This window comes from Nocardioides speluncae (assembly GCF_003121585.1).
Classification (GTDB): domain Bacteria; phylum Actinomycetota; class Actinomycetes; order Propionibacteriales; family Nocardioidaceae; genus Nocardioides; species Nocardioides speluncae.
In genome coordinates this window covers 354,573-372,796 of the sequence record NZ_QEOO01000037.1, presented here as the reverse complement: position 1 = coordinate 372,796, position 18,224 = coordinate 354,573, and the positions used below count along the sequence as shown (strand labels likewise).

Here is an 18,224-nt window from a genome sequence, read left to right as displayed (position 1 = left end):
CGCCCTCCCAGTGCATGCTTTGCCCGTCCAGTCAGTCGAGGATGCCGGTCACGGTGCCCGCGGCGACGGTGCGCCCGCCCTCGCGGACCGCGAAGCCGAGCCCGACCTCCATCGCCACCGGCTTGCCGAGCTCGACGGTCACCTCGACCGTGTCGCCCGGGAACACCAGCTGGACCTCACCGAGCTCCAGGCTCCCGGACACGTCGGTGGTCCGGAAGTAGAACTGCGGCTGGTAGTCCGCGGCGAACGGCGTGTGCCGGCCACCCTCGGCGGCGGTCAGCGCGTGCAGGTTCGCGGTGAACCTGCGGTGCGGGGTGACCGAGCCGGGCACGACCAGGACCTGCCCGCGGCGTACCTCGTCTCGGCGTACGCCGCGCAGCAGCACCGCCGCGTTGTCGCCGGCCTGGACGGTGTCCAGCGTCTTGCCGAACGTCTCCAGCCCGGTCGCGACGCTCGCCACCGTCGGGCCGAGGCCGACCGCCTCGACCGTGTCGCCGGCCTTCAGCGAGCCGCGCTCGACCGCACCCGTGACCACCGTCCCGCGACCGCTGATCGTGAGCACGTTCTCGATCGGCATCAGGAACGGCTCGCCGAGCTCGCGCTCGGGCACCGGTACGTAGTCGTCGACCGCCGCCAGCAGCTCCTCGACCGAGGCCACCCAGCGCGGGTCGCCGTCCAGGGCTCCCAGCCCGGAGACGCGGACGACGGGCACCTCGTCGCCCGGGAACCCGTACTCGGACAGCAGCTCGCGGACCTCCAGCTCGACCAGGTCGAGGAGCTCGTCGTCCTCGACCGTGTCGGCCTTGTTGAGGGCCACCACCAGGTACGGCACGCCCACCCGGCGTGCGAGCAGCACGTGCTCACGCGTCTGCGGCATCGCGCCGTCCTGGGCGGAGACGACCAGGATCGCGGCGTCCACCTGGGCAGCGCCGGTGATCATGTTCTTCACGTAGTCGGCGTGCCCGGGCATGTCGACGTGGGCGTAGTGACGGGTCGCGGTCTCGTACTCCACGTGCGAGATGTTGATGGTGATCCCGCGCAGGACCTCCTCCGGCGCGCGGTCGATGCCGTCGAACGCGACGAACCGGTTGGTGGCCGGGTCGGCGTCGGCGAGCACCTTGGTGATCGCGGCGGTCAGCGTGGTCTTGCCGTGGTCGACGTGTCCCATCGTCCCGATGTTGAGGTGCGGCTTGGTCCGCACGAACTGGCTCTTGGCCATGACTGTGCTTCTTTCTGGGCGCGGCTGTCTGATGGACGCGCAGCCCCTTTGAATTGATGCAGTGATGTGGGCGCAGGACCTCCGCTGGAGGGACGACTCACCCCCGGGGTCCTGCCTGCTGCAGGAGGTGAGTCAGCGTCGCGCTTCGACCCGCGCGAAAGCGACTGACGGGCAGTAGCCGGCCAGCGTCGCGAGGGGAGCAGCGAACATGCGGATCATCGTGTCGCCCTAACGCCTTGGGCCGCCACCGAATTCCCGGCACTCAGTGGTGGTGTGGCTAGGGTGGCGGGCGTGCGCATCGCGACCTGGAACGTCAACTCCATCCGCTCCCGGATCGACCGCGTCGAGGCGTTCCTGCAACGCCACGACATCGACGTACTCGCCCTGCAGGAGACCAAGGCGCGCGAGGACCAGCTGCCGCTGATGGGACTGCAGTCGCTGGGGTACGACGTCGCGGCGGCAGGCATCAACCAGTGGAACGGCGTGGCACTGATCAGCCGGGTCGGGATCGAGGACATCCAGGTCGGCTTCGACGGGATGCCCGGCTGGGGCGAGCCGCTGGCAGCGGAGGCGCGGGCGATCGGCGCGACCTGCGGCGGGGTCCGGATCTGGTCGCTCTACGTCCCCAACGGCCGCAAGATCGACGACCCGCACTACCACTACAAGCTGGACTGGCTGAGCCGCCTGCGCGACGCCGCCCGGCCCTGGCTCGGCGAGGACACCGCCCTGGTCGGCGACTGGAACATCGCGCCCCAGGACGAGGACGTGTTCGACATGGCGGCGTACGCGAACGACACCCACGTCACCCCGCCGGAGCGCGAGGCCTTCGCGGCGTTCCTGGACGAGGGGTACGTCGACGTCGTCCGGCCGCACACGCCCGGCCCCGACGTCTTCACCTACTGGGACTACTACCGACAAAGAGCAATTCGAAACCGTGGCATGAGAATCGACTTCATCCTCGGCTCACCATCGCTTGCCGAGCGGGTGAAGGGCGCGTTCATCGACCGCGACGAACGGATGAACGAGCCCGGCGCGTCGGATCACGCCCCTGTGGTCGTCGATCTCGCCGGCTGATTCGGCCACGCCCTCCCGCTCTCCGAGTGCGCGGAGCGCTACGGTCGGCGTCTGGGCAGGGAACAGGCGTCGCGAGCCGGACGGGAACGGCGCCAGATCGCGGAGGGATGGACGCATGGACAACGCGGACTCGAAGACTGAGGCGGTGCGTCGCGCCATAAGCATCATGACGGCATGGCTTGAAAGCGAGGACGACGACGGCGACCTCATGATCGAGCAGATACTCGCCGGCGCGGATGACGGAGAAGACGCAGAGGGGGCCTCCGTGATGGGCCTCGTCAGCCTGTGCGGTCACCTGCTGATCAAGCGCGAGAGGGAAGTCGAAATCACGCCTGCGGACACGCTGAAAGAGTTGGCTCTGAAGTACCAGTAGGCAACCTCGGAACCGACGCTCGCCCTCCTCCCCTGCGAGAGGGCGAGCGTCGACTCACTCGTCAGCGATCCACTCCCCGTCTGCCTCCCAGAGGTAGACCCACCCAACGAGCGCTGTTAGAACCACGGCAGCACAGACGAGCGCCTGCCACGGGACGACGGCCGCCAGCACGAACCCGCAGGCCCCCCACAGCGCCAGCGCTCCCAGTCGCTCCATCTGCACCCTTCCCGACGTTGGCAGGCCAGACGGGCAACGGGTCCCATTCGCCGCATCACCCGTCTGGCCAAGCCCGATGCTTGTCCGCTTTGTGGTGGCTAGGTAGTGGCAGATCTAGGGGCAACCACGTAGAGAGCGGTGTCCGAATTCGGACGGTCGTGCAAGATGGGCGTATGGGCATCGGCGCGCTGATCGCGGACCTGCGGCGAGCGCGCGGCTGGTCACAAGGTCGGCTTGCCGACGCGATCAATGACCAGTTCGGCACGAACCTTGACCGGGAATACGTGAGTCGCTGGGAGCGCTGCAAGGTCCGTCCGGGTGCGTTCTATCTGCGTTGCCTGTCGGCCGTTCTCGATGTGCCGCTGGCGGTTCTGGAAGGTGAGGAAGTGCACCGACGAGCGTTCCTGAGTTCGATCGCCGCTACCGCAATCGCCCCCGTCGTTGCCTCGGACCTGATCGAGTCGGGCTTCGCCTCGCGTCTCGCAGGTGGGCCGTCGGCGGAAGCATGGGAGGCGAAACTCGCCGCATACGGCACTGACTACATGAGCCTCGGCGCGGCCGACATACAGCGCCGCGTTGCTCACGAGTTGGTCGTCGTGCAACAGCAGCTAGACAACCCTCGCCTGTGGTCGGTCGCCTCGCGCCTGATGACTCTGTACGCGAAGACGTTCCCGGGCTCCGATGGCGAGCGCGCAGTCGGCTGGTATCGCATGGCCGCGAAGGCTGCCGACGAGTCCGGCGACGCAGACGCCCGGGTGTGGGTGCGCGGCCGTGCCGCGATTGCGCTCGGATACGAAGGTGCCGCGCTCGGCGTCGCCGACGCCGTGGCGGAGGAGGCTCTCGCGATCAGTGAGAAGCCGTCGCTCGGGCGCCTTAACGCGATCATGGGGCGCGCTCACGCCGCCGCGATCCGAGGCGACACAGCCAGAGCCCGAAGTCTGCTGACCGAGGGCCGGCGCGCGTTCGACAAGGTCGGTTCCGACGAGCAGACGTCCGACTACGCCGTCCCGTGGTGGCGGATGAACGTCTTCGTCTCGCTCCTCGCCGCGCGCCTCGGCGACGAGCGGACGGCGGTCGAGGCGCAGGATGCCGCACGGCGGGAGCTGCCCGACTCGCTCCCGAGGTTCGCGACGCACCTCGACATGCACCGCGGCCTGATGCTCGCCCGCGCGGGCGACCGCGCCGGAGGCGCATCGCAGGCCCGCGCCGCGCTCGACGCATTGCCACCCGAGAAGCACTCCCTCACCCTGCGGATGCTCATGGACGAGATCGAGGGCGGCGCCGGCCGGCCCGCATCGTAACGATCGGATCACGGCGAGTCACGTAAGACGCGGCAATCGTCGTGGACCTCGCCGACTGAGCCGCCCCGGCACACGGGATGACGGCGAGTTCCGAGGTCTGTGGTCGGGTGCAGCGTCTAGCGTCTCCGGTATGAGTGATCAGACGACAGTCGTCTACCGAGGCCCGGCACCCTTCGCGAGCGCGCTCGCGCAGATGCTCAGGGAGGAGGGCGTCGAGGTCAACTACGCGCCGCCTATCGAGGAGCGCGGCGGCGGGATCGTCGAGGCGGTCGTCGTCAGCCTCGCGTGCTCGGCCACGTACGACCTCATCAAGGCGGGGGTGTTGCGGTTCCGCGCCTCGCGGTTCGGCGCGTCGGCAACCGTCGAGTTGCCCAACGAGGACACGCGCGGAGACGCGGAGTAGGCACGCATGGCAACCGCACGGTGTTACGTGATCCTGAGGGCGTGGAAGTCCGGCGTCACGTCCGCCGAGGTGACCGAACGACTAGGTATCACACCGACGTTCTCGCACGAGGCGGGCGATATCGGTCGCAGCGGTCACGCGCGCAAGGGCGCGCTGTGGGGCCTGTCTACGGAGCATCTTGGGCGCGGGGGCTTGGGCGACCACTTGTCTGCACTACTTGATCAGGTCGAGCCGTGCCGCGAGATACTGCAGGTCATGTCGAACGAGGGCTTCACGATGGACTGGTTCTGCTTCGTGGACGTTGACGGAATCGGCGGGGTCGAACTCGATGCCGGTTTACTGTCGCGCTTGGGTTCGCTCCCCGTACACCTTGACCTGGACATCTACGGCATCGAGCACGACGACGCATCCTCCGCTTCCGGCCCGGTATGAGTGCCCGAAACGAGTTCCCGCGGCATCGCCGCACGTTAGCCCGTATCGCCGCGCAAAGCGTCCCTACTTATGGGTTCCGGAGCGCCGAGAGAGCGCCTACTGTCGCCCGCGTGGACTACCTGACCCGGCAGACCGCCGAAGCCCTAGAAGCCGCGTTCCCCGGCGAGATCCCGGACTACGTCTTCGCCGAAGTGATCGACCTCATCGTCGAGGCAAGGCGCAGAACGTCGAGGACGTGCTCCTCGCGAATGCGCTCGACGGCGAGGCCGTGTAAAGGACTAGAAGCCCCTGCTCGCCGAGGAGATCTCAGCGGGTAGGTGCTTCGTCGTTCTCGCATTGCTAGGTTGACGAATGCCTCCGACCTTGGTCGTGCCCACCGTTCGTCTCCACCACGCATGGCTCAAAGCCCATGCCGAGTGGGGTGCCGGGCTACACGAGGACGGATTCGGGCTCGACGCCACCGATGACGTCAGCTCGCCCGAGGGCTTCGCGACCTGGGTTGCGCGACTGAGCGGGAACGCGGAACGAGCGACCTGCCGCTGGATCGTCGAGGACGACGAGGTGCTGGGCGCCATCGCGTTGCGGCACGTTCTCAACGAACAGACCGGCCATATCGGTTACGGGATCCGCCCGTCGTCACGTGGTCGCGGGCTGGCCACATGGGCGCTTGGGCAGATCCTGGTGGAGGCACGACCTCTCGGCATGGATCGGGTGCTGCTCGTCTGCCTAGCCGACAACCCGGCCTCTGCGAAGACGATCGAACGCAATGGCGGGATGCTCGAGACGACCGCGGAGTCCGCCGTGCTCCGGTACTGGATCACGCTCGATGCAACTCGTCAGGACGTCGCCTCGGCGAAGTAGACAGCAAACTGTCGGCGGCGGCGTCCACTCTCGACCACTAACCGAACGCAGCGGCCCGCCCAGTAGGCAAACGCGGCCGGGTAGCCGTGGACTGGGAAAGATCTCGCCTGTTTGCCTACCCGGAGGGTCCACATGATCGCCGACCTGGACTGAGGTCTGGTTCAGGCATGACCTCCACGGGCTGATCGTGACACGAGCGACTGCTCAAGGATTCGTACTTGAGGCACGTCGTGCGCAAACTGTCGGCGGCGTCGTCCATGCTCGGCCACATGACGACGTTGACGCTGTTGGCCGGGCTGGTGCTCGGGCTGGCCCTGGGCGCGCTGCTCGGCGTGCTCTGGGCGCGCGGCCGGCAGGTGACCGAGCTGGTCGAGCAGGCCGAGGTGCTGCAGAGCCTGGACCGGCTGTCCGACCAGATGCACGACCTCGACCGGGGCCGGGCGACGTGGCAGGGCCAGTTCAACGAGCAGGTCGCCGACATCCGCCACACCACCGACCTGCTGCGCCGCGAGACCCAGTCGCTGGCGACGGCGCTGCGCAAGCCCCAGGTGCGCGGGCGGTGGGGCGAGCTGCACCTGCGGCGGGCGGTCGAGCTGGCCGGGCTGGCCGACCGCTGCGACTTCGCCGAGCAGGTCCAGCTTGCCGACGGCGCGCTGCGACCGGACCTGGTGGTCCGGCTGGCCGGCAACAGGCAGATCGTTGTCGACGCCAAGGTGCCGCTCGACGCGTTCCTCGACGCCACCTCCACCGACGACGAGCGCGATCGTGAGACCCACCTCGCCCGGCATGCCGCCCGGCTCCGCCAGCACGTCGACCAGCTCGCCGCGAAGCGGTACTGGCGGGCGCTGCCCGAGTCACCCGAGTTCGTGGTGATGTTCGTGCCGGCCGAGGCGTTCCTGTCGGCCGCGCTGGAGTCCGACCGCGGCCTGATCGAGTACGCCGCCGAACGCCGGGTGGTGCTGGCGACGCCGACCACGCTGATCGCGCTGCTCCGCACCGTCGCCCATGGCTGGAGCCACGAGGCACTCGCCGACCAGGCGCAGGAGATCCACCGGCTCGGCGTCGAGCTGCACGAGCGGCTGGCGCGGATGAGCACCCACCTCGACCAGGTCGGGCGGTCGCTCAACGCCGCCGTCGGCCACTACAACCAGGCGATGGGCTCGTTGGAGAGCCGGGTGCTGGTCAGCGCGCGACGGTTCCGCGACCTGAGCGTGACCGACGAGCCGCTGCCCAGCCCCCGCCAGGTCGAGGCCACCGCACGATCGGTGGTGGCCGACGAGCTGCACGCCGCCGACCCACCGGTCGACGAGCTCGACGACCTTCTCGGCGGGATTTCCGGCGCCGCGCCGGCCGACGGCGACCCGGCGCGCCGCGCACAAGGGGCCTGACGTGCGCCGTACGCTCACAGGCGTGAGCCACGCGCGCACGGTGTGGGAGGAAGGCCGCGAACCTGGGCGGCAGATCGTCGCGCTGGGGTTCGCGTGCGCGCTCACGGCGGTCGTCGTCGACATGTCGCTCGGCGGCGAGGTCTCACTCTTCTTCGACCTCTGCTTCGTCGCACTCTGCTGTGCGCTGGCGCTGCTGGTCCGGCCCGGCGACTTCTTCACCGTCGGCGTGCTCCCGCCGCTGCTGATGACCGCGGTGTTCCTGCTGCTCGGCCTGGTCTCCCCCGACGCCATCGCGCACCGCGACGACGGCGTGATCCAGGCGCTGGTATCCGGCCTGGCCACCCACGCCGCCGCCCTGGTCGTCGGCTACGCGCTCTGCCTGGTGCTGCTCGCGCTGCGCACCCGTCAGCTCATCAGCTGACGGTCAGCACCAGCTTGCCCCGGGTGCGGCCCTCCTGGCTGAGCCGCCAGGCTTCGCCGGCCTCGGCGAGCGGCAGCGTCCGCGCCACCGGCACCGTCAGCTTCCCGGCGTCGGCCAGGTCGCCGAGCGCGGTCAGGTCGGCGGCACTCGGACGCACCCAGAGGTACTGGCCGCCCGCCTCACCGGCCGCCCGGTCGGCGATCGAGACCACCCGGCTCGCCTCCCGAACCAGCGGCAGCGACACCTCGACCGTGCCGCCGCCGACCAGGTCGAGCACCGCGTCGACACCGCCGGGCGCGAGGTCGCGGACCCGTTCGCCCAGCCCGTCGCCGTACGTCACCGGCTCGGCACCGAGCTCGCGGAGGAAGTCGTGGTTGCGCTCGCTGGCGGTGCCGATCACCCGGGCGCCACGCGCGACCGCAAGCTGGGTCGCCAGCGCGCCGACGCCGCCGGCCGCGGCATGGACCAGCACCACGTCGCCGGAGGTCACCTGCACGCGGTTCAGTGCCTGGTACGCCGTCAGCCCGGCCAGCGGCAGCCCGGCGGCCTGCTCCCAGCTGAGTGCGGCGGGCTTGGGGGCGAGCAGCCGGACGTTCGCGGCGACCAGCTCGGCGTACGAGCCGTGCTGTACGGCGTCCTTGCGGATGTAGCCGATCACCTCGTCGCCGACGGCGTACTCACCCGCGTCCAGGCCGACCGCGGCGACCACGCCCGCGACGTCCCAGCCCGGGATGACCGGGAAGGTCGTCTCCATCAGCGGGTCCAGTCGGCCGGCGCCGACCTTCCAGTCGACCGGGTTCACACCCGCCGCCTTCACCTGGATCAGCACCTCGCTCGGTGCGACCTTCGGATCGGGTCGGTCGACGAGCTGAAGCCGCTCCGGACCGCCGTACTCGGTAAACGCAATCGCCTTCATGCCTGCGACAACCTCCCGGCAACCTGTGCCATTCCGCCCCGGCATTGGACCGGCCGCTTCGGGCGTAGCAAGCCAGCATGACCGCGGAGGACAGGACATAGAAGCAGTGCAGTGCCCAGATCGGCCCGGGTGGCAGATCCAGGACGTAGACGGTGTGGATCGCGTTGCCCAGGTTGACGAGCACGAGGTTTCCGAGGCTGTACGACGACACGTCCTGGGTGCGCAGCGCCTTGACCAGCATCGGCAGCATGCTGGCCGCGAAGATCACCGTCGAGGTGGTCCCCGCGAGCACAGGCATGCTGGTCATGGCGCCGCACCCGTCAACGTCCTGTGTCGCGGGGACTCATGAGGTGAACTCGGCCCAGTCGGTGCAGAAGTCACGGCCCGTGGTGTCGTGGCGGCCGACCTCCGTGCGGCTGAGCTCGTCGACGAACGTGTCGTCGAACGGGTCGGCGGGGGTCCCGCCGTGGTCGATGAGGACCCGAACCCTGCGCAACCCGGCGTCGATGAACGTCGGGCCGGCCGACCAAGTGTCCCGACTCGAGCCGGAGACCGTCGCGTCGATGGTGAGCGTGCCGTCACCGTTGTCCACGACGCGCTGGTCCTTGCTGGCGAAGTCGCGCTCCTGCCGCACGCCCTCACCCGTCTCCAGGTTCGTCGAGACCTCATATCCGTGCACGGTCTCCAGGTGGTAGGCCAGCCCGTTCGGGCCGTGCGGGTTGACCACCACCTGGACGGTCACGTCGTACTCGATGAGCGCGGTGTCGGTGCCGCAGAACTCCCCGACGACGAACGAGTCGGCGAAGTGGAGCCGGTCGCGCACGAGCGGGGCCGCGGAGGAGGGTGGCGCGAGGAGCGCCAGGGCCGGTACGGCGGCCAGCGCGGCCGCCGCGGTGCGGGTCGATGTGTGCATGATCATTTCCTCTCAGCGAGGGGCAGCAGGGGTGAGGAAGCCGGTGACGGAGCCGTCGACGGTGACGGTGAACCCGTCCTCCAGAGGCGCGGTGAACGACACCGTGCACTCGATGTAGGTCTTCGGGTTCCGGGCCAGCACGTTCCCGCCGCCCTGCTCCGTGGCCGGATCGGTGCCGACGAAGACCACGGCGCCCTCCGGGTCACGGACGGTGAACGTGAACTTCCCGAATGCCACGGGCTTGTGGACCTGCGTCGAGCCGGTGACCAGCGCCGGCAGGTAGTAGCCATTGCCCGGGACGACGACGTCGTAGGTGTTGCCGTCCGAGCAGGTGGCGGCGGCGGCGATCACGTGGCGAGTCGGGTCGGCCGACGCCGGCGTCGGCACCGACATCAGGAGGGCCGCGGGCACCACGAGGACGGCGGAGAGACGGCGGAGTGAGGTGGACATAAGGATTCCTTCAAGGGGTGGTGGAGGCGGGCAGTGGCGGGAGGTCGAACTCGTCGTTGGTCATCCGGAGCAGCACGAGGCTCACGTACGTCATCGCCACCGCGCTGAGGCACCAAGACACCCCGGACTGCACGTTCTGGTGGCCGAGCGGAACGAACTCGATGAACGGGCTGACCATCATCACGACCGCCAGCCAGCGAGGCGCCAGGTTCGCCTTCCAGAAGAGGACGCCGAGCGCGATCCGCCCGAAGGTGATGAACAGCAGCACGGGCAGCAGGGCCACCGCGGTGTAGATCGAGCCGTCGAGGGCGTTGGCAAGGGTGGCGAGATCGTCGGGCGCCAGTCCCTCCTCCAGTCCGGTGAGAACGATCAGGTCGATGGGTGGGTTGGCGGCGCCGGACAGTCCGGCGTACAGGAACCAGGTGCCGAGCACCGCGGTGAAGACCGGCTTGGTCCGGCGCAGCGCCATGATCGTGGCGATCGCGCCGGGCACGAAGGTCAGCAGGAAGAACAGCTGGCCACCGGCCAGGAAGCGCATCAAGTCGCGGTGCGCGTCGATGCCGGCGACCGTCTCCTGCCCCGAACCGCCGAGCTCGGACGGAGCGATGAAGCCCCCGATACCGACCATCAGCCAGGCGACCGGAGCCAGGACGGCGAGCAGGACCCGCCAGTAGCCGCGAGCGTCGTGGGGTACCCGCTGCGTCGCGGGCGAGTGGGTGTTGGTGGCAGTCATCGCGACTCCTTTGGGTGGATACGGAACTCTCACCAACTCAGGGTGTGCGCGGTGCCGGCAGGGCGCACAGGGGCCGGGATCCCGGGGCGACCGGGAACATTTCCCTGTCGGTCGGGACTCGTTGGGGCGACCATGGAGCATGAGGCCTCGGCGTACGGCGTTGCTCGCGGCCGCGCTGTCAGCGTGGGCGCTGCTGTGCGTGCTGTCCGCGGTCGTGCTCGGCCCGCTCTCGGGACGCGGGTGGACGTGGCTCAGCTACAACTTCGTGGTCACCAACACCCTGATCGGGGCCGCGCTGGCCGTGGCCGGTTGGCCGATCGCACACCACCGCCCGCGCAACCCGGTCGGGTGGCTGCTGCTGGTCGGCGGCTGCGGCTACGTCACCTCGGGCGGCGGCCTGGCGGCGCTGGCGTTCGCCGCGGAGCGCGGCTGGGACGGGTGGCCCTGGCGGCTGCTCGCGACCTTCGTCAACGTCGGCTTTGCGCTTCCGGTCTGCCTGTGTCTGCCTCTGGCGGTGCTGCTCTTTCCGGACGGGGCGTTCCCGTCGAGGTGGGCGCGGCTGCTGGCGGTGCCACCCGTGGTCGGGCTGCTGTCCTGGGTGGTTGGGGCCTGGTTCTACACCCGTTGGGGCCTGTCGAACGCCGCCGGCTTCACCGACCTGGTGCCCGGCGAGTGGGCGCGACCCGTCGTGTGGTTCGCCGGGCCGGCCATCACCACGGCCTACCTCTCCGGCCTAGTGATGCTCGGCTGGCGCTACCGGCGCGGCAGCGAGCAGGTCCGCCAGCAGATCCTCTGGGTGCTCCTCGCCGTTGGGGTCTTCCTGGTGGGGGTGGCGGTCAGCGAACTCATCCCGGGCGACGACCTCGCCGGGGTGCTGCCGCTGGTCTTGATTCCGCTCGCGATGACGGTCGCCGTATTGCGCCATCACCTGCTCGACATCCGGTTGGTGGTGTCGCGGTCGCTGCTCTACGGCGTACTCACCGCGAGCGTGGTGGCGTCGTACTCGGCGCTGGTGGTGATGCTCGACTGGCTCTTCCGGCGCAGCGTGCCGGGCTCGCCGGTGGTCGCGGCGCTGGCGATCGCCTTCGCGTTCAACCCGGTGCGGATGGTGCTCCAGGGGTGGACCGACCGGCTGCTCTACGGTGCCCGCCGGGACCCGGTCCGGGCGCTCACCGAGGTCGGCCGGCAGCTGGAGGATCCCGGCACGACCGGCCTGGACGGGGTCGTCGAGGCGCTGTGCCGTGTGCTGCGTTTCCCCGCCGCCGCCGTGGTCTCCGGGACGCGCACGCTCGCGGCGTACGGCGACCTGCCGCCGGCGCCGCACATCGTGCCGATGCGCCAGGGCTCGGAGGACGTCGGCGAGCTGCTGATCGGCCTGCGGGCCGGCGAGACCCGGGTCAGCGTGGCCGACGAGAAGGTGCTGATACTGCTTGCGGCGCCGGTGGCTGTCGCGGTGCGGGCGGACCAGCTCGCCCACGAGGTGCGGGAGTCCCGGGAGCGAGTGATCTCCACTCGCGAGGAGGAGCGGCGGCGGCTGCGGCGCGATCTGCACGACGGGCTCGGGCCGGTGCTCACCGGGGTGGTGCTGCAGGCGGACGCGGCCCGACACCTGGTCGACACCGACCCCCGACGCGCCGCCGATCTGCTCGGTCGGCTCAGTGAGCAGAGCACGGCCGCGGTCGACGAGATCCGCAGGCTGGTAGACGGTCTGCGGCCACCGGCGCTGGACGAGCTGGGACTGGCGGTCGCGCTCGACGAGTACGCCCGCGGGATCCTTCGCCGGAAGGACGGCGGCCCGTTGACGGTCGACGTCGACACGCGGCGGCTGGATGCCGAGCTGCCCGCCGCCGTCGAGGTGGCGGCGTACCGGATCGTGACCGAGGCGCTCACCAACGTAGCCCGGCACTCGAGCGCGTCCAGTGCCACGGTTCTGCTCGAGTCGGTCGACGGGCAGGTGCACGTCGAGGTCCGCGACGACGGCGTCGCCGATCCGGACTGGCGGCCGGGAGTTGGTCTGGCGTCGATCCAGGAACGTGCGGCCGAGCTACGCGGCACCAGCGAGATCCGCCTCGGGGCGGATGGCGGCCTGGTGCGGGTGGTGCTGCCGCTGCTCGGGTCGACGCCATGACGCTCCGGATCGTGGTGGCCGACGACCACGGCGTGGTGCGAGACGGCCTGAGCGCCGTCCTGTCGGCGATCGACGGCTACGAGCTGGTCGGCACCGCGGCCACCGGTGACGAAGCGATCAAGGCGGCTGTCCTGCTGCGGCCCGACGTGCTGGTCATGGACATCCAGATGCCCGGACGGACCGGAATCGAGGCCACCACGGAGATCAGGCGAGTCGCGCCCGAGGTCGCCGTACTCATGCTGACGATGTACGACGACGACGCCTCCGTCTTCGCGGCCATCCGGGCGGGAGCGCTCGGCTACGTGCTCAAGGGGTCGCCGTCTACCACCATCATCCGCGCCATCGCGGCGGTCGCGGCCGGCGAGGCGATCTTCGGACCGGGCGTGGCGCGGCGGACCATCGACTACCTGGCCACGCCTCGCCCACAGGCACCGGAGTTCCCCGAGCTCACCGGCCGGGAGCGGGAGATTCTCGATCAGCTGGCTGCCGGGCTCGCGAACCCGGCCATCGCGCAGCAGCTGGGGCTCAGCGCGAAGACCGTCAGCAACCACATCACCAATGTCTTCGCCAAGCTCCAGGTGGCCAACCGGGCCGAGGCCATCATCAGGGCCCGGGAGGCCGGCCTGGGCCGGGACTGACCCTGTTCGCACTGCTTTCGCGCCAGAAGAGCCACGGGCCGCCCGGGCCGGTCGGGACGCGTGCCTGCCGAAGCGGGTGGAACCAGGACGTGGGCGGCTCCAACGTGAACGCGTCGCCGCGGCCCTCGACATAGCTCACCCGGGTGGCGTTCCCGCCGAGGGCCACGAAGCCGGCGACCGTCGCGACGAAGGGCACGAAGCCGTGTTCCTGGATGGCGACGCGGATCATCATCTCGACCCACGGCGAGAGGTCCCAGTACATCCGCGCCGCGTCGACCTGCTCGGCCTCCGGGGCCGAGAGGTCGGCGCCCTGCCATCGCTGGTCCGGCGCTGCGATGTCGCGGCGGGCGCGGAGTCGGGCGACGAACATGGTGGCGCGGCACAGGTCCGGCAAGTCGCCACGCTCGACCACGGCGCGCGCGAGCAGAGCGCGGACCCGAGCCTCGTCGTACAGCAACGATCCCGCGGTGCTGAGGCTCGGGCCGGCCAGCCCCGCCGCGAGGACCTTGCGTGCCTGACCGCGCGACAGGCCGGCCTCGGCGAGGATGAGTGCCGCTTCCCGGCCGCTGACGAACATGGGCGTAACGGTAGGCGCGGAGCGAGGCCCGGCGCGTGCGTTATCCACAGCCGTCGCGCGGACTAACCGTCGGGGCCGAGCGTTTCGTCGGGCGGCGTGTCGTGCCGTAGGGGTAATGGTCCGATTGGACCCAAGCACTCGCGAGCCCTTGGGTCCGGTTGGCTCCGTCTCCACACTTGTCCCGGACTACCTCCGGTCGCCTCGACGGGACTGGAGCTCAGGCCTCGAAGCGCGCCGCGTCGCCGGCGCCGTACCGCAGGATCTCGGGTGCGCCCTCGGACCAGTCCACCACCGTGGTCGGCTGCGCCGGGGTCTCGCCGGCCTCGATGACCACGTCGACCAGGTGGTCGAGCTCCTCCTTGATGTCCCAGCCCATCGTCCGCGGCTCGGTCTCCCCCGGCAGGATCAGGGTCGAGGTCAGCAGTGGGGCGTCGAGCGCGTCGAGCAGGGCGTGGACCACGACGTGCTCGGGGATCCGGACGCCGACGGTGCGCTTCTTGGGGTGCATCAGCCGCCGCGGCACCTCGCCGGTGGCCGGCAGGATGAACGTGTACGGGCCGGGTGTGGCCGACTTGATCGCCCGGAACGCCGCGTTGTCGATGTGCACGAACTGGCCGAGCTGGGCGAAGTCCTTGCAGACCAGCGTGAAGTGGTGCTTGTCGTCGAGGTCGCGGATCTTCAGGATCCGGTCGCGGCCGTCGCGGTTGCCGAGCTGGCAGCCGAGGGCGTAGCCGGAGTCGGTCGGGTAGGCGATCAGCGCGTCCTCGCGGAGCAGATCGACGATCTGGGAGACGACCCGAGGCTGCGGGTTGTCCGGGTGCAGGTCGAGGTAGCGGGCCACGCGGTCAGACTAGGGCACGTCAGCTTTGCCCTGATTGCGCCGCCGCGCGCATGTCGCGGCGCAGCTCGGGCGGCAGCGCGAAGATCAGCGACTCCTCGGCGGAGTGCACCGCCTTGGCGTCGGGGTAGCCGCGCTCGGAGAGGAAGGCCAGCACCCCTTCGACCAGATCCTCGGGCACCGACGCGCCCGAGGTCACCGACACCGTGCGTACGCCGTCGAGCCAGGCCTCGTCGATCTCGGAGGCGTCGTCGACCCGGTACGACGCCTTCGCGCCCGCCTCCAGCGCCACCTCGACCAGCCGCACCGAGTTAGAGGAGTTGCCGGAGCCGACCACGATCACCAGGTCGGCGTTGTGGCCGATCTCCTTGACCGCGAGCTGGCGGTTCTGGGTGGCGTAGCAGATGTCGTCGCTCGGCGGGTCGAGCAGCTCGGGGAAGCGCTCCCGAATAGCGGCCACGGTCTCCAGGGTCTCGTCGACCGACAGCGTGGTCTGCGACAGCCAGGCGACCTTCGACGGGTCGCGGACCACGATCTTGTCGACATCGGCCGGGCTCTGCACCAGCTGGATGTGGTCGGGCGCCTCACCGGCGGTGCCCTCGACCTCTTCGTGGCCCTCGTGGCCGATCAGCAGGATGTCGTAGTCCTCGGCGGCGAACCGCTTCGCCTCGTGGTGCACCTTGGTCACCAGCGGGCAGGTCGCGTCGATGGTCTTCAGGCCGCGCTCGCCGGCCTGCCGGTGCACCTCCGGCGAGACGCCGTGGGCTGAGAAGACGACGGTCTGACCCTCGGGCACCTCGTCGAGCTCCTCGACGAAGATCGCGCCGCGCGACTCCAGGTTGGCCACGACGTGCTTGTTGTGGACGATCTGCTTGCGGACGTAGACGGGCGCACCGTACAGGTCCAGCGCCTTCTCCACGGTGATCACCGCGCGGTCGACGCCGGCGCAGTAGCCGCGGGGCGCTGCCAAGAGGACGGCCTTCGCCTCATCCGGGCTGAGCACGGGCGGGGTGCCGAGGTCGGTGGTCATGCCGCCGAGTCTAACGAGCGGGTGTTGCCGGAGCCGATTCGTCGGCGCCCCGCACTAGCCTGTCCGCCATGCCCTCGCTGCGCGACACGACGCTGGAGTCACCCGCCCCGGTGCGGGCGGTCGCCAACGCCATCGCCCAGTACGTCGACAAGCTCGGCACCGTCTGGGTTGAGGGCCAGATCGCTCAGCTCAACCGCCGGGCCGGGATGACCACCGTCTTCCTGACCCTGCGCGACCCGGTCGCCGACATCTCGATCACCGTCACCTGCTCGCGCCAGCTCTTCGACTCCCTCAACCCACCCGTGGTCGAGGGCGCCGGCGTCGTGGTGCTCGCCAAGCCGTCCTTCTACGCCAACCGTGGCACCCTCTCGCTGGCCGCCCGCGACATCCGGATGGTCGGCCTCGGCGAGCTGCTGGCCCGGCTGGAGCGCCGGCGACAGCTGCTGGCCGCCGAGGGCCTGTTCGCCGCCGAGCTCAAGCGACCGCTGCCGTTCCTGCCCCGCAAGGTCGGGCTGGTCACCGCGCCCAACTCCGCCGCCGAGCGCGACGTCGTCGACAACGCGCGGCGGCGCTGGCCGGCGGTCCGCTTCGAGATCGTGTACGCCGCGATGCAGGGCCAGCGCGCGGCCGCCGACAACATCGAGGCCGTCGACCGGCTCGACCGCAACCCGGACGTCGACGTGATCGTGATCGCGCGCGGCGGCGGCTCGGTGGAGGACCTGCTGCCGTTCAGCGACGAGGCGCTGGTCCGCGCCGTGCACAAGGCCCGCACCCCGGTCGTCTCCGCGATCGGCCACGAGCCCGACCAGCCGCTGCTGGACCTAGTCGCCGACTGGCGGGCGTCCACCCCGACCGACGCGGCGAAGCGGATCGTGCCGGACATGGCCGACGAGCTGCGCCAGGTGGAGGCGGCACGCGACCGGCTCCGCGGCGTACTCGCCGCCTGGCTGGCGCGCGAGCAGTCCGCCCTCGACGCGATCCGGTCTCGGCCCGCGATGGCCGACCCGCGTAACCTGCTCGCCGCCCGCGGCGACGAGGTCGGCCACCTGGTGGACCGGGCTCGCCGCTCGGTCCGGCACCGGCTGGACCGGGCCGGGGACGAGATCGGCCACCAGCTCGCCCGGGCCCGGGCGCTGTCCCCGCTGGCCACGCTGCAGCGCGGGTACGCCGTACTCCAGGACGCCGACGGCCACGTCCTCGCCTCGGTGGCCGGTGTCGCCAAGGGCGACAAGGTGAGCGTGCGGCTCGCCGACGGCCGGATCCATGCCACGACGACCAAGATCGAGCCCGAGGAGCCCCATGACTGACACTCCGATCGAGTCGCTGTCCTATGAAGCCGCGCGCGAGGAGCTCGTGGAGACCGTGCGCCGGCTGGAGACGGGCGGCACCACCCTGGAGGAGTCGCTGGCGCTCTGGGAGCGCGGCGAGGCGCTGGCAAAGCGCTGCCAGGAGTGGCTCGACGGTGCCCGCCAGCGGCTCGACGCCGCCGGTGAGTCGGCCGACCGCGAGGAGTAGCCGTCAGCTGGCCGGGCCCGGGTGCGCGAACGCGCTGAGGCCGTTCCAGGTCGGAAAGGCTCTGACCAGCCACGACGGGCCGTGTAGCTGGATCCGACAGTCGCGGGTGGCCTCCGCCCATGCGAGCCGCCCCGCGTGCCACTTGGCGAACGCCTCGGCGTCGGCGGTGATGAAGAGGTCTTCGTCCAGGCCGCGGTAGGTCTTGCAGACCTCGGCCTCGCCGTGTTCGAGCAGCAGCCAGTACCGCTCATGGGGCCGGAAGCCGGTGAAGTCCAGCCGAACGACGACACGGTGGTCGGGAAGCCGGTCCGGGACGATCGCATTGCACATCGACCACAGCACCACGAACGGATCGAGATGCTCCGGGGCGAGCTCGAGCCAGCGTGCGCCCCACTCACCGAGCGTCTGGCAGACCGCGAACAGGTCATTGCCCGAGGTCGTAAGCCAGTAGCGGTGACCCCGCCCCTGCGCCTTCGGCGTCACCTCGACGATGCCCAGTCGCTCGAGCTGCTTGAGCCGCTGCGCGAGCAGCGTGTGGGAGAGCCCGGGCGCGCCCTCGAGAATCTCGCCGAAGGTCTCGCAACCCAGGTGCAGGTTGCGGATGATCAACGGCGTCCAACGCTCGGCGAAGATCTCCGCACCTCGGGCGATCGGGCAGTACTGCCCGTACGACCTCATGAGCGCAGTGTCCCGCGCCTACCGGCCGGCGTGAAGTCCAGATTCCTTACCTCGTGGTCCAGAAAGCTGCCTACTCCTCGGCACCCACTGATGTTGCGATGAGCTCATCCACCGAGGAGG

At 70.2% G+C, this 18,224-nt stretch carries 23 protein-coding genes; 13 read left to right on the top strand and 10 right to left on the bottom strand.

What is annotated here, in order from left to right:
* Window positions 1-31: 31 nt before the first annotated feature.
* On the bottom strand, window positions 32-1,219 hold the full coding sequence (gene tuf / locus DDV73_RS21565) for an elongation factor Tu (RefSeq protein ID WP_109509303.1): 1,188 nt from the start codon (window positions 1,217-1,219) through the stop codon (window positions 32-34).
* A 291-nt stretch (window positions 1,220-1,510) separates the two neighbouring features.
* Here tuf and DDV73_RS21560 point away from each other — a divergent pair, with 291 nt between their 5' ends.
* Window positions 1,511-2,293, top strand: a complete 783-nt coding sequence (locus tag DDV73_RS21560) for an exodeoxyribonuclease III (RefSeq protein ID WP_109509390.1) — start codon at window positions 1,511-1,513, stop codon at window positions 2,291-2,293.
* 115 nt (window positions 2,294-2,408) lie between these two features.
* Window positions 2,409-2,666, top strand: a complete 258-nt coding sequence (locus tag DDV73_RS21555) for a hypothetical protein (RefSeq protein WP_109509302.1) — start codon at window positions 2,409-2,411, stop codon at window positions 2,664-2,666.
* A gap of 54 nt (window positions 2,667-2,720) precedes the next feature.
* Here the strand turns inward: DDV73_RS21555 and DDV73_RS28080 are convergent, their stop codons facing one another.
* Window positions 2,721-2,882 (bottom strand): hypothetical protein, encoded by a 162-nt coding sequence (locus DDV73_RS28080; RefSeq protein WP_154402849.1) that lies wholly within the window; start codon window positions 2,880-2,882, stop codon window positions 2,721-2,723.
* 173 nt (window positions 2,883-3,055) lie between these two features.
* Here DDV73_RS28080 and DDV73_RS21550 point away from each other — a divergent pair, with 173 nt between their 5' ends.
* The 7 genes from DDV73_RS21550 to DDV73_RS21525 all read left to right on the top strand — a co-directional run bounded on the left by DDV73_RS21550 (window position 3,056) and on the right by DDV73_RS21525 (window position 7,688).
* Window positions 3,056-4,183: a helix-turn-helix domain-containing protein gene (locus DDV73_RS21550; RefSeq protein WP_109509301.1), complete on the top strand. Its 1,128-nt coding sequence runs from the start codon at window positions 3,056-3,058 to the stop codon at window positions 4,181-4,183.
* A 130-nt stretch (window positions 4,184-4,313) separates the two neighbouring features.
* Window positions 4,314-4,586: a hypothetical protein gene (locus DDV73_RS21545; RefSeq protein WP_109509300.1), complete on the top strand. Its 273-nt coding sequence runs from the start codon at window positions 4,314-4,316 to the stop codon at window positions 4,584-4,586.
* A 6-nt stretch (window positions 4,587-4,592) separates the two neighbouring features.
* A complete protein-coding gene (locus DDV73_RS21540; protein ID WP_109509299.1) occupies window positions 4,593-5,018 on the top strand; it encodes a DUF4279 domain-containing protein in 426 nt (141 codons plus the stop codon).
* A 110-nt stretch (window positions 5,019-5,128) separates the two neighbouring features.
* Window positions 5,129-5,335, top strand: coding sequence for a hypothetical protein (locus DDV73_RS28075; RefSeq protein WP_154402848.1), 207 nt, complete (start codon window positions 5,129-5,131; stop codon window positions 5,333-5,335).
* A 34-nt stretch (window positions 5,336-5,369) separates the two neighbouring features.
* Window positions 5,370-5,879, top strand: a complete 510-nt coding sequence (locus tag DDV73_RS21535) for a GNAT family N-acetyltransferase (protein ID WP_109509298.1) — start codon at window positions 5,370-5,372, stop codon at window positions 5,877-5,879.
* 218 nt (window positions 5,880-6,097) lie between these two features.
* The gene (locus DDV73_RS21530; RefSeq protein ID WP_240617397.1) at window positions 6,098-7,267 is read left to right on the top strand and encodes a DNA recombination protein RmuC; all 1,170 of its coding nucleotides are present in this window, start codon (window positions 6,098-6,100) and stop codon (window positions 7,265-7,267) included.
* Window positions 7,268-7,289: 22 nt separating this feature from the next.
* On the top strand, window positions 7,290-7,688 hold the full coding sequence (locus DDV73_RS21525; protein ID WP_109509297.1) for a DUF6542 domain-containing protein: 399 nt from the start codon (window positions 7,290-7,292) through the stop codon (window positions 7,686-7,688).
* Here the strand turns inward: DDV73_RS21525 and DDV73_RS21520 are convergent.
* The 4 genes from DDV73_RS21520 to DDV73_RS21500 all read right to left on the bottom strand — a co-directional run bounded on the left by DDV73_RS21520 (window position 7,681) and on the right by DDV73_RS21500 (window position 10,700).
* Window positions 7,681-8,604 (bottom strand): NADP-dependent oxidoreductase, encoded by a 924-nt coding sequence (locus DDV73_RS21520; protein WP_109509296.1) that lies wholly within the window; start codon window positions 8,602-8,604, stop codon window positions 7,681-7,683. The genes DDV73_RS21525 and DDV73_RS21520 overlap by 8 nt on opposite strands.
* Before the next feature lie 343 nt (window positions 8,605-8,947).
* A complete protein-coding gene (locus DDV73_RS21510) occupies window positions 8,948-9,517 on the bottom strand; it encodes a hypothetical protein (protein WP_154402847.1) in 570 nt (189 codons plus the stop codon).
* A gap of 12 nt (window positions 9,518-9,529) precedes the next feature.
* Window positions 9,530-9,967 (bottom strand): hypothetical protein, encoded by a 438-nt coding sequence (locus DDV73_RS21505; RefSeq protein ID WP_109509294.1) that lies wholly within the window; start codon window positions 9,965-9,967, stop codon window positions 9,530-9,532.
* 10 nt (window positions 9,968-9,977) lie between these two features.
* Window positions 9,978-10,700 carry a DUF4386 family protein gene (locus tag DDV73_RS21500; protein WP_161962494.1) on the bottom strand — a complete coding sequence of 241 codons (723 nt, stop codon included), beginning with the start codon at window positions 10,698-10,700 and terminating at the stop codon, window positions 9,978-9,980.
* A 139-nt stretch (window positions 10,701-10,839) separates the two neighbouring features.
* Between DDV73_RS21500 and DDV73_RS21495 the strand changes: the two genes are divergently transcribed.
* On the top strand, window positions 10,840-12,828 hold the full coding sequence (locus DDV73_RS21495) for a sensor histidine kinase (RefSeq protein ID WP_154402846.1): 1,989 nt from the start codon (window positions 10,840-10,842) through the stop codon (window positions 12,826-12,828).
* Window positions 12,825-13,466 (top strand): response regulator transcription factor, encoded by a 642-nt coding sequence (locus DDV73_RS21490; protein ID WP_109509291.1) that lies wholly within the window; start codon window positions 12,825-12,827, stop codon window positions 13,464-13,466. The genes DDV73_RS21495 and DDV73_RS21490 overlap by 4 nt, the downstream gene beginning before the upstream one ends.
* On the opposite strand, the gene DDV73_RS21485 is transcribed toward DDV73_RS21490, so the two are convergent.
* From DDV73_RS21485 to DDV73_RS21475, 3 genes are all read right to left on the bottom strand, one after another.
* Window positions 13,432-14,043 carry a hypothetical protein gene (locus tag DDV73_RS21485; RefSeq protein ID WP_109509290.1) on the bottom strand — a complete coding sequence of 204 codons (612 nt, stop codon included), beginning with the start codon at window positions 14,041-14,043 and terminating at the stop codon, window positions 13,432-13,434. The two genes, DDV73_RS21490 and DDV73_RS21485, sit on opposite strands and share 35 nt — an antisense overlap.
* A gap of 217 nt (window positions 14,044-14,260) precedes the next feature.
* On the bottom strand, window positions 14,261-14,884 hold the full coding sequence (locus DDV73_RS21480; RefSeq protein ID WP_109509289.1) for an L-threonylcarbamoyladenylate synthase: 624 nt from the start codon (window positions 14,882-14,884) through the stop codon (window positions 14,261-14,263).
* Between the two features lie 19 nt (window positions 14,885-14,903).
* Window positions 14,904-15,911: a 4-hydroxy-3-methylbut-2-enyl diphosphate reductase gene (locus tag DDV73_RS21475; protein WP_109509288.1), complete on the bottom strand. Its 1,008-nt coding sequence runs from the start codon at window positions 15,909-15,911 to the stop codon at window positions 14,904-14,906.
* Window positions 15,912-15,979: 68 nt separating this feature from the next.
* On the opposite strand from DDV73_RS21475, the gene xseA reads away from it, so the two are divergent.
* Together xseA and DDV73_RS21465 are read left to right on the top strand one after the other, a co-directional pair.
* Entirely contained in the window at window positions 15,980-17,218 is a 1,239-nt protein-coding gene (gene xseA / locus DDV73_RS21470) for an exodeoxyribonuclease VII large subunit (protein WP_109509287.1), read from the top strand.
* Window positions 17,211-17,426 (top strand): exodeoxyribonuclease VII small subunit, encoded by a 216-nt coding sequence (locus DDV73_RS21465; protein ID WP_109509286.1) that lies wholly within the window; start codon window positions 17,211-17,213, stop codon window positions 17,424-17,426. Before xseA ends, DDV73_RS21465 begins: the two co-directional genes overlap by 8 nt.
* 3 nt (window positions 17,427-17,429) lie before the next feature.
* Here DDV73_RS21465 and DDV73_RS21460 read toward each other — a convergent pair whose 3' ends face one another.
* Window positions 17,430-18,104, bottom strand: a complete 675-nt coding sequence (locus tag DDV73_RS21460) for a winged helix-turn-helix transcriptional regulator (protein WP_109509285.1) — start codon at window positions 18,102-18,104, stop codon at window positions 17,430-17,432.
* Between the last annotated feature and the right edge of the window lie 120 nt (window positions 18,105-18,224).